The 11,412-nt window shown below is 42.6% G+C and carries 5 protein-coding genes and 2 pseudogenes; 6 read left to right on the top strand and 1 reads right to left on the bottom strand.

What is annotated here, in order from left to right:
- The first annotated feature begins 5 nt into the window (after positions 1–5).
- The 6 genes and pseudogenes from QF028_RS22860 (at position 6) to QF028_RS22835 (ending at position 6,687) form a co-directional block, all read left to right on the top strand.
- Entirely contained in the window at positions 6–614 is a 609-nt protein-coding gene (locus QF028_RS22860; protein ID WP_429469152.1) for a YesL family protein, read from the top strand.
- Positions 615–756: 142 nt separating this feature from the next.
- Positions 757–927, top strand: coding sequence for a hypothetical protein (locus tag QF028_RS22855; RefSeq protein ID WP_429469149.1), 171 nt, complete (start codon positions 757–759; stop codon positions 925–927).
- Positions 924–1,157 (top strand): hypothetical protein, encoded by a 234-nt coding sequence (locus tag QF028_RS22850; protein ID WP_429469146.1) that lies wholly within the window; start codon positions 924–926, stop codon positions 1,155–1,157. The genes QF028_RS22855 and QF028_RS22850 overlap by 4 nt, the downstream gene beginning before the upstream one ends.
- Positions 1,081–2,243: pseudogene (locus QF028_RS22845) on the top strand (glycoside hydrolase family 32 protein); the annotation flags it as partial. The gene QF028_RS22850 and the pseudogene QF028_RS22845, both read left to right, overlap by 77 nt.
- Positions 2,244–2,852: 609 nt before the next feature.
- Positions 2,853–6,038: pseudogene (locus QF028_RS22840) on the top strand (GH32 C-terminal domain-containing protein); the annotation flags it as partial.
- A 466-nt stretch (positions 6,039–6,504) separates the two neighbouring features.
- Positions 6,505–6,687 (top strand): PRD domain-containing protein, encoded by a 183-nt coding sequence (locus QF028_RS22835; protein ID WP_429469143.1) that lies wholly within the window; start codon positions 6,505–6,507, stop codon positions 6,685–6,687.
- An 85-nt stretch (positions 6,688–6,772) separates the two neighbouring features.
- On the opposite strand, the gene QF028_RS22830 is transcribed toward QF028_RS22835, so the two are convergent.
- Complete coding sequence (locus tag QF028_RS22830; protein WP_429469141.1) at positions 6,773–11,197, bottom strand: alpha-amylase family glycosyl hydrolase; 4,425 nt, start codon at positions 11,195–11,197, stop codon at positions 6,773–6,775.
- Positions 11,198–11,412 lie beyond the last annotated feature (215 nt).

Genomic DNA, 11,412 nt, shown 5'->3' with positions numbered 1-11,412 from the left:
AATTAATGAACGGTTTAAACAACAGATTATTTAATACCTTGAATACAATGGTAGATTTATTTCTTTTAAATTTACTATGGGTCATTACTTCGCTCCCCTTAATAACCTTTTTTCCTGCAACAGCAGCCATGTTTGGCGTTATCCGCAAACGAATTTTACAAAAAGAAACAGAAAGTATTTTAAAAAGCTTTTTAAAAATTTTTAAAGGAAATTTCAAACAAAGCTTTATTATCTCGATTATTTGGTCGGTACTTGCCTGTTTCTTATATTTTGATTATAGGCTTATAGATCCAAGCAGTTCTGTTGGTCACCTCATTCTGTATATCATCTTAGTCATTGGCATTTTGTTGTTTAGTTCGATCTCCATTTATCTATTTCCGATTATGGTACATTTTGAACTAAGCTTTAAGCACGTTATTCGAAATGCCTTTCTCTTTTCCCTTATGAACCCGGTCTTAACGATTCTTTTATTGATAATTGTTGGGGCGGGTACTTCTCTTTTCTATTTTTATCCAGCTACGATTTTCATCATCGGCAGTCTCGCAGCCTATGCGGTTTACTATTTATGCCAACTATGGTTTAACCAGTTGCTATACATGAAGGGAACGAACTGAAGGGGAATATGTATCACAAATGGGTGCTTTTTACTGCAAACATGCTAGCATCCATTCTTTTAAGTTGTTATGTGAGCGCCTTCTTATTGTTTGAATATAAAAGACAAATAAATGTTGGAGGGGAACAGGGTTGAAGTGAAAATTGGAAAATAAAGGAATATCGATTGTGGTCATTTTTTCTTTAATGATTTCGATGTTTATGCCAACAATCTCCAGTAAAGCCGAAACTGGTGAAACAACGGTTCATCTGTTGGCGGAGAAAATGAACCTTTTCGATCCAAATTCCACTTTTCTCCGGAAAAAAACTGGATGAATGACCCAAACGGTATGGTGTATTACGATGGGGAGTATCATCTGTTTTATCAGCATAATCCTACTGAATCAAAGTGGGGACCGATGTATTGGGGACATGCGGTAAGTAAAGACTTGGTCAATTGGGAATACCTGCCGATCGGTCTTTATCCAGATGAAACAGGTTTTATCTGGTCAGGGAGTGCAGTTGTGGGGTTGGAACAATACGACTGGATTCGGAAAAGACTCTAAACCGCCGATGGTTGCTGTATTTACTCAGGAAAAAGGCGGCCATCAAGTTCAAAGTTTAGCTTACAGTAACGATAAGGGCCGTACTTGGACGAAGTATGATGGCAATCCGATTATCCCGATGCCAGAGGGGATTGACGTATTCCGGGACCCAAAGGTATTCTGGCATGAGGAAACAAACAAGTGGATTATGGCCATTTCAGCCGGTGACCGCGTCTATTTTTATAACTCGCCAGATTTAAAAAGTTGGACGAAAGTAAGTGAATTTGGCAACCATGACGGCTCCCATACGGGAACATGGGAATGCCCGGATTTATTTGCCCTTCCGGTTGATGGGGATCCAACTAAGATAAAGTGGGTATTAGCTGTCAGTATCAGTGAAGGTGCTCCTTCCGGCGGTTCGGGGATGCAATATTTTATCGGTGATTTTGATGGGAAAAATTTTACCAATGCCAATGACCCGAGTAAAGTTCTCTGGGCCGATTATGGTGCTGATTTTTATGCAGCTGTTACATGGAGTGATGTTTCTGATGGACGCCGCTTATTGCTCGGGTGGATGAATAATTGGAAATATGGTCAGGACATTCCTACATCATCATTCAGGGGATCGATGTCGATTCCGCGTGAACTTGGCTTATCAACGGTTGATGGGGAAGGAATTCGTCTTACACAGAAACCTGTAAAAGAGTTAGAAAGTCTGAGGGGAACGCCACAAGTATTTGAAAATAAAGTGCTAACTCCGGGAGAAAATCTGCTTTCGAACGTATCAGGAGATACCTTTGAGATTATGGCTGACTTTGATTTGAATTCGGCGACAGCAACGGAGTTTGGTTTTAAAGTTCGAAAGGGAGATAGCGGGGAAACAAAATTGGTTACGATATTGGCAATAAAAAATTGTTTGTTGACCGTTCCAATGCTGGTGAATCAAGTTTCAATGGCAATTTTGCTGCAAAACATGAAGCACCGTTAAATGCCAGTAATCAAACCGTTAAACTCCATCTGATTGTTGACAAGGCATCTGTTGAAGTATTTGGTCAAGACGGCCGTGTTGTGATGACGGATCAATTCTTCCCTGATCCTAAAAATCAATCTCTCGCACTTTACACAACCGGTGGAGAAGTATCCCTAAAATCATTAAAGGTATATGATTTGGACAGCGCAACCTTTGTTTCAAAAATAGATCAAGTGGCCGTTGATGGAGTCAGTCTGCCAAATGAGATTGAAAATCCAGATTTTGAGACTGGCAATCTATCAGGATGGACAGAGGCAGGCTCAGCATTTGATCGTCCAGTATCAAATGTTACTAGTTTTTGGGGCGGTCCTTTTCAGCAGCAAGGAACGTACCATGTTTGGGGATTTGCCGGGGCAGCGAATGATGCAAACTCTGATTTCCGTACAGGTGTAATGAAATCATCGGTCTTCAAACTTGGCGGGAATGGAAAGATTGATTTCCTTGTTGGCGGGGGCCAGGATATTACGAAACTATATGTTGCCTTGGTTCGTGCTTCGGATGGAAAAGAGCTTTTTAAAGCAACGGGATCCAACACAGAAGCCTACCGAAGAGTCAGTTGGGATGCATCGGAATATATCGGGGAAGCAATGTATATCAAAGTAGTTGACTATCATTCTGGCGGATTCGGGCACATCAATGTCGATGATTTTCATGTTTTTAATAATGACCCGGTGAATACCGATGTTATCCAAAATCCAGATTTTGAGACTGGTGATTTAACAGGATGGACAATTGTGGAAGGCGATGCCTTCAGCAATCAGGATGTTACAGCTGATAAGGATTGGGGTTGGGGCGGACCGTTTAATCACCATAACCAATACCATCTATGGGGAGCTAAAGATGGTGGAGACGGACAAACTGGAATTTTAAAATCATCAAACTTTACCCTGGCAGGTACTGGTGAAATTAATTTCCTAATCGGCGGCGGTAATGACATAGACAAATTATATGTGGCCTTAGTTAGAGCCTCCGATGATAAAGAACTTCTCAAAGCGACGAATACCAATTGGAAGGACAGCGAAGCTTATACTCGGGTCAAGTGGGATGCAGCCAATTACCTGGGGGAAAAAGTCTACATCAAAGTGGTGGACCAGTCAAAAGAAGGATGGGGCCATATTAATGTAGATGACTTTCATGTGAAAAATACTGGCATTATAGCCAACTGGCCGTTGGATGAAGGCAGTGGGACCAAAACAAAAGACATCGTAAGAGGAACGGAAGATCCTATTTCCTATGTGTTTACCAAGGCTTTATACAAGCCATCGACAGATCCTTTATGGAGGGATGGAATCCGCAACAAGGCTTTATTGTTCGACGGATATTCCACTTGGATTACGAGGCCTTCTGACCAGGTGATTAAGCCGACGGATGCTCTCTCGATAGAAGCTTGGGTTGCTCCAAGATCTTACGAATGGGGCGATCTCGGTCAATTATCAGCGATCGTCAACCAACACAATAAAACGGCAAGCGAAGGTTATATCCTTGGCTTGGGACGGCACGGGAAATGGTCGTATATTGTTGCCACCTTTGATAAGGCTGAACAAAAAATGAAGCTTTATTTAAATGGTGAATTGGTCGGGGAAACGGTTACACCAAAAGGTACAATCACCCCATCATCGAATGATTTGTTAATCGGAAAACATAATAGCGCTGCCTTGGTTAATGGAGCTTTCACTGCCAATATGTTTAATGGAATGATAGACGAATTAAAAATGCATAACCGTTCTCTGTCAGGAGAAAAAATTAAAGAGAATTATGATTCTTATTTAAATAGTTTTGAGAATCATAAACTTCCAATACCTGATCTGGCACCTGACCGCAGCAGATATGATGGCGACCGGTACCGGCCGCAATATCATTTTATTGCACCGGAGCATTGGATGAACGAGCCTCATGCACCGTTCTACTATAATGGGAAATATCATCTATTCTATCAAAATAATCCCCAAGGTCCATATTGGCATCAAATTCATTGGGGGCATTCTGTAAGTGAGGATATGGTTCATTGGAAAGATGCACCGATAGCACTTGCACCTGATGGGAATTCCGTTGCTCCGGATGGTGTTTGGTCAGGCGGATCAACTGTGGATGGTAATGGTAATCCGGTATTATTTTTTACAGCCGGGGATGATAAGAAGGTTCCAAATCAAATGACTGGTCTAGCAACGAGTAAGGATCCTGAAGACCCGGATTTGAAGGAATGGTCCATGTATGAGAAGCCAGTTACGATTCAAGAGCCCAACCTCCCGGCAAAAGAAGGGGAGGTATGGTACGGGCAATTCCGTGATCCATATGTTTGGAAAGATGGAGATACATGGTACCAGCTCGTTGGTTCAGGTATTAAAGGTGCAGGGGGAACGGCACTTCTTTATACCTCCAAGAACCTGAAAGATTGGGAATACAAAAAGCCACTGATTGTCGGCAATTATAAGCAGAACCCGAAAACAGGCCAGGTTTGGGAGTTGCCAGTGTTCTTGCCATTAGGTAAAGATGCAAAAGGTGTTGAAAAATATGTCTTCTTTTTCAACCCTTGGTTTGATGGGTACAGTCCACACAATGTCAAATATGTTTGGTATTGGATTGGAACATGGGATAAAGAAAAATTAGAGTTTGTTCCTGACCACGAGGAACCGAAACAATTTGATTATGGTGAACACTATACAGGACCAAGCGGAATGGTTGATGGAAAGGGACGTTCGATTCTCTTTAGTATTACACAGGACCGCCGGACGGAGCAGCAGCATTATGATGCTGGCTGGGCTCATAATGCAGGATTGCCGCTAGAGCTTTCCTTAAACTCAGAAGGCGGGTTGGGAATTAAACCTATTACTGAATTGAGTTCTCTAAGGAAAAAGGAACTTGTTTCAATCAAGAATGAAAATACAGATAAAGCCAATGAATTATTAACAAATGTTAAGGGTGATCAGTTGGAAATTCAACTGGAAATCAATCCAGCCTCTGCAAAACAAGTGGGTCTAAAAGCTAGAAAGTCAACAAATGGCGAGGAAGAAACATTACTATTCTTTGATGTTGAAAAACAATTACTGAACATTGATCGAAACAAATCGAGTCTCGATCCAGATATCCAAAAAGGGATACAGGGCGGAGAACTTAAGATTGGTAAAGAGAATCTCAAGCTTCATATTTATCTGGACCGGTCCATGATAGAAGCCTATGCGAATGGCAAAAAAAGTATCACCTCACGTGTATATCCAACCCTTTCCGATGCTCTGGGCCTTGAGTTATGGAGTAGTGGCGGAAAGGCGAAAGTGGTGTCGATGAAGGTATGGGAAATGGGTTCCGCATACGGGGAAACGGTTCCTGCCAATTGGCCTGAATTGAATGGCGGAGGAGATCCTATTCCAGAAAGTGCAGAATTGCCAAACCATGATTTCCAAACCGGCGATTTAACAGGATGGACTGTTGTAGAAGGGAAAGCTTTTAGTAATGAACACGTTTCCAAGGCAAACGATTGGGGATGGGGCAGACCATTTAACCAAGCCTCAGACCGAATCGACCCGGAACGATACCATTTATGGGGTTTTAATGGAGAAAAAGGCGGGGATTCATTGACAGGAGTGTTAAAATCGGAGAACTTTGTGTTAGGTGGAAACGGAAAAATCGATTTCCTAATTGACGGCGGAGCTAATATCGACAGACTTTATCTAGCACTGGTAAGAGCTTCAGACGGCAAAGAGTTAATGAAGGAAACGGGTGGTAACTGGGAAGCCTATCGAAGAGTTAACTGGGATGCTTCGGAATATATAGGAGAAGAGTTATACATCAAAGTTGTAGACTATGAAACTGGCGGATGGGGACATATTAATATTGATGATGTAAATGTTCCTGTGCTTTGGCAGTTTGCTTCCTGACGATTACAGGAGTTTTAATCAAAAAACAGGTGAACACCAGATTAGAAACAACCAATACCAATCAAAAGAAGGATCAACCTTTAGACCTGGTGCTTAGTAATCGTGCTCTCCATCAGTGGGGATTTGATGAAGGCGATGGTAACGTCACTCGTGATCATGCTCAAGCTGTGTCGTCTGTTATTCATTATGCATTAACATCAGATCCGGAATGGAAAACCGGCATTAGCGGTAAAGCATTATTATTTGATGGATATTCCAATTGGCTGGAAATTCCTTCAGAAAAGGTTCATAACCCAGCTGGGTCTTTTTCGATTGAAGCATGGGTTGCCCCGAGGGCCTATGAATGGGGAGACAATGGACAGCCCTCCGTGATTATCAATCAACAGGATAAAGGAAATAAACAAGGTTTTATGCTCGGAATGGGACGGCATGGATATATCACGTTTCAACTGGCCTTAAACGGGGAATGGCAGGAAATTTGGTCGCCAGAAGGGAAAATTTTAAAGAAGCATTTTCCTGTGCAAAAGAAGTTGGCCAATTTGTTGAAGGGAAATACCGTGTAAAATACCCTGATGCAGAGTTAATGTATATTTCCATGCATATTCAAAGATTCTATAATCGAGCTGTTATGCGGAAACAACCGTTGTGAAAGCTGATGTCAATACCAAGTCGCTTTTCTTAACTTTCAGCAAAAAAGGTCTGCCATGATTCCGGCAGACCTTTTCGATGACCACTTACTTGGTTTCGCTTATCGTTTTTGTTAGGACGTCGATGACATAGTTCTTTGTATTCTTGCTAATAGAACCGCCGTCCTCTTTAAAGATGGCGGACTTTGTGGAGTCAGTTGGTTCGATATGAACAGGTACTTGTGTCTGTCCTGCTTGAAGGGTAAAGGATTGAGTGAAATTCATATCATTTCCGACTGTCACTTTTTCCCCATTGATAGTGAGGTCAGCTCGCTTAATTGCATTCCCCTTTATAGTCATAGTTGATCCATTGACATCAATTTGACTGACTGCCAGCGGCATATCAATCCAGCGCAGAATGGTATCCTGTACAACCATTTTGTTGTTCCCTTGGTTGGTGACCACAATTTTCATATCGGTTCCTGTGGCACCATAGCCGTAGTTACTGATATCGTCATCCGAATGATCAGATGGCGTATGATCTGCTAACCCTTCATGATCCCAAGTATTGTCCCTCGTATATTTATACGTAAGCTCAGTTCCTTCTTCAAGCTCCACTGTGTATTCCCAATCAGGCGTCACAGCGCCATTACGGCTCATAGTCCAGGCACTAGTATTCCAACCATTCAAGCTGCCTGGTATATTGACCTGCGCTGCTAAAGGTGTATAATCCGGTGCATGAACCTTAAAGGTCACTTGTACCATAACAATTTCAGGGGTTACACTTACCTTGTTGGATTCTACATGGTTTCCAGCCTGGTCATAGACACGCACTTGATACTGGTAGGCAGTTCCATTTGCCACCTGATAATCACGGAAGGTGGCGGCACTGCCGTCCAATGTTGAAAGAATTTGGCCGTCACGGTAAATGACCGTTTTAAATGGCTGATCCGGCTGCGTGAGTTTCCAGTTCAAGTTGACCTGACCGGATTCCTTGATCGGAGTGTCCAAAGTAACATCATTAGCAGGCGGGGTAGTATCAGACGTGCTGTGTGAAAAGGTCACTTCACCAGTAATTGAGTAAACCCATGTATTTCCTAAATCCGGCGTAAAGGCCATTCGGTATTCATATGTGCCCGCCTCATACGCTGTAAAGCTTCCCTGAAACTCATTTGCCTGGTCTCCCTGAGCCTGGCCATTATACAAGGCTTGGTAAGATGTCCAAGCGGTTTGGCCTTTCATTCTTACTTGGAGATCGGCCGTGATTCCTTCTGCTGCACCAGATTCTGTCGCACCTGGCAGGTAAATAGCTGCTTTAACATTGGAGGCCTGTGCCAGATTCAATTCCCCGTTGTCTAAAGTAGTCAGGTCCTTAATACTAGCCTTTGCAGCATCGTAATGAGGCACAAGGCCGGATGAGGCAGCTGGTATAGATTCATTCCCACTTTCATTCACGGCCGTCACAGTAAAATAGTAGGTACGACCATTATTTAAATCGGAAATGTTCACAGATGTACCTGTAGTTTCTTTCACTTTTGTCCATAATCCACCTGAAACAGTAGATTGATAGACATTGTATTTTGTACCTGATCCTGTCCAGCTTAAAGTAACTTCTTTAGAACCAGCTGTGCCGGTAACTTCTTTAACAGGCTGTGGTTGTTTAACATCATTAACCGTTATTAACATTCTTCCGGACTCTGCTGGAACTGTTAATGACAGCTTGCCATCCTTCGTTGTAGTCAGATATTTAGGGTCCAATTGGTCCACAAAACGAAGACCATTCGCGAGCAGCACTTTTGTATCGATATCAACCGTTTGTGTGGTTTTCCCTCTGTTAATAATGACAAGGCCAGATTTTGTATCTTTTGTCCGGACATAGGCTAACACATCACCCTTTGCGTATAAATGGTGCAGATCGCCATGAGCGAATAGGTCAGCATTTTCCTTGCGGATTTGACCAATCTTTTGATAGTGTGCAATGAGGTCTTTGTTTTCGTTCCCCCACGGATATGTGCGTCGGTCATCTGGGTCTTTGGATCCTGTTTGACCCGCTTCATCTCCGTAATAAATGGTTGGTGCTCCAGGGTAACCCATTTGCAGGATAGAAGCCAGCTTCAATCGCTTCACACCTTCATCGTATTTGTAGTTCGGATCTTGTTCCGCTCTGAAATACGTATCCGTTCCATTGCCTAACAGGAAGATTGCCCGAGCTGTATCATGGGATCCCATCAGGTTCATGAGGGCATAAAAAGCTTCCTTTGGATAGTCCTCCTGTATAGCGAGAAGGGTGTTTTGAGCATTAGCGGCATTACCGTTCTTTAAGTAATCCAAAATGGCTCCGCGGAAACGATAGTTCATGACTGAGTCATATTGATCCCCTAAGAAGTACTTGGATGCATCATCCCAAATTTCACCTAGAATAAGTGGCTCTTCTTCTTTTTGAAGTGTTTTTCCGGCTCCTATCATAGTCTTGGACTTCATTTGCTTGCGGAATTCCTGCCAGAAGGAACTGTCCACTTCATTAGCTACATCCAGGCGCCAGCCAGATGAACCTCGATTAATCCAAGTTTTTCCTACAGAGTCCTTGTCATAAAAAATATAATTTGCCAATGCTGTGTTGTTAAGTTCACTTGGATGGTCAACCTTTGTGCCGTTAACGGATTCGAATACAGGAAGACTGTCGTATCCCCACCAGCCTTCATACTTATAATGCTCACCCGTCGAAACACCGTTGACTTTTTCATTTGGAACTTTAACATTTTCAATATGGAACCAGTTTTCAAAGCCATATGGGCTAAAGGTTTGTCCTTCAGCCATGAGTTTCTGTTTGGCCTTATCCTTAGCTGCAGTTTCAGACAATTTTTCGTTATTCATTAAATCGTATATACGAGACCAGTATTCATAGGCACCCACTGTTTTATATTTGTGGTAGCGGTCAAAATAGATGGAATCATCAGCCACATGATTAAATACCCCATCCAAAATCAGGTGCATGTTCCGTTTAGACAATTCCTTGGCGAAATCCTCGAATTCTTTTTCCGAGCCAAACATCGGATCCACCTGTTTATAGTCTGTTGCATCATATTTATGGTTGGACGGTGCAAGTGCAATTGGGTTTAAATATAGGGTATTGACGCCAAGCGATTGAAGGTAATCAAGCTTCGCCTTAATACCAGCAATGTCGCCGCCAAAGAAGTCGTTTGTAAATTCTCCGTCCCCTGTGTAGGAGCCAGTGCCTTGTTCATATGGATTATCCGGCAAGGATGACCAGGAGTCGGGATGTTCTATTGGCTGGCTGCCTCGGGCTCCAATCTGATCCTTTACATGGTCATTTGCTTTGTTGCCGTTATAAAAACGGTCCGGATATATTTGATAAACAACAGCTTCTTTCATCCAATCCGGTGTTTGATAGCCCGGGTCGAAAACGGTCAATTGGAAGAGTCCTGCATTTTTATCCTCCGCTTTACCGGTATGCCCTTCCTGTGTGTCTTCTCCGTATTCCACTGTTGTATCCTGATCCCAGGCAATGAATTTATAGCCGTGAACTCCTTTGTCAGACGGTGTAAAGGTGGCTTCCCAGAACTCAATGGCACCTTTGTCTTTTGTGTCTGACCAGCCTGTATTCTTCATTGAAAGAACCTTTGTTGTGCCAGTATTATAGTTTTTCACATACAGGCTGGCTCTGGTCAGGTCACCCTTTTTAGCCGATAATCGGAAGGTGACAGGTTTCCCTGCTGGAACTGCCCCAAACGGCGTCCGGTATACTTGGTCCCATGAATCATGATAAAGAGCATTCTTATCTATCATGCCATCAGATCCAATAGGTTTATAATCTGAATAAACTTCTTTTGTTTGGTTGTTATAGAAAAATGTGATTGTCGTATCAGAGAGTACATTCAGCTTCTTATTTGAACCAGGATAGGATTCCGTCCAGTCCTTGCCCAATACAATCTTGTATTCGTAGCTGCCTCTAGGTACCTTTGCAGTAAAGGAATAGACGTTATCAAAATGGGTGTCCTCCATTAATGCTGTTGAGTCTGTCGGACTCCATGCAGTCCCTGCGTGAATGGCAGGTTGAATGGTTCCTACTAAGCGGGGCTTTTTGTCCTCATTTAAAAGTGTGTAATGGGTACTATCAGCAATGGCATGGGTATTGTCATTGTAGTAGAAGGTGACTTTTTTTTGTTCGGTCAGAGTTAGTTTAATGTTGTTTCCACCAGGCGCGCCGCCGTCTCCGTAATTTTCGGACCAGCCTCCTCCAATGGCGATTTTGTATTCATATGTCCCAGACGGCAGTGTGCCAGTAAGGCTATACAAACCATTTCCTTGGTAATCCATTTGCGTTTTAACAGAAGATGGATCCCAATCTCCTGAATTTCCTAAAACTTCCTGCAGACTGCCAACAAGTACAACCTGCTTTGGTGTTGTTTCTGCCGCTTTGGCTGTTTGACTTGTCACAAGCCCAGAAAATAACTGAAGAATTAGTCCAACTACGGTAACAAGCGACAGCAGTGTTCTCTGATTTCTCTTCATGAAAAATCTCCTTTCCCTAACTCTATTAATCTAGAAAAGCGTTTGCATGTAGTTGCACAAAAAAGCCGTATGTAAGATCCTTAGAGGACTGTATTAGTGTGCAAACGTTTGCGCAATCACTTTCAAAATTTATTATATCTTTTTCTCAGCACAATTCAATAGAAAGCCAGAAAAAATCTAAATTTTCTGATACATCATTACCAAAATCGGGAAGT

It is taken from the genome of Neobacillus sp. B4I6, assembly GCF_050434045.1.
In the GTDB taxonomy this organism is placed as follows: domain Bacteria; phylum Bacillota; class Bacilli; order Bacillales; family Cytobacillaceae; genus Neobacillus.
The sequence above is the reverse complement of the archived record's forward strand: the minus strand, read 5'-3'. Positions and strand labels throughout refer to the sequence as shown.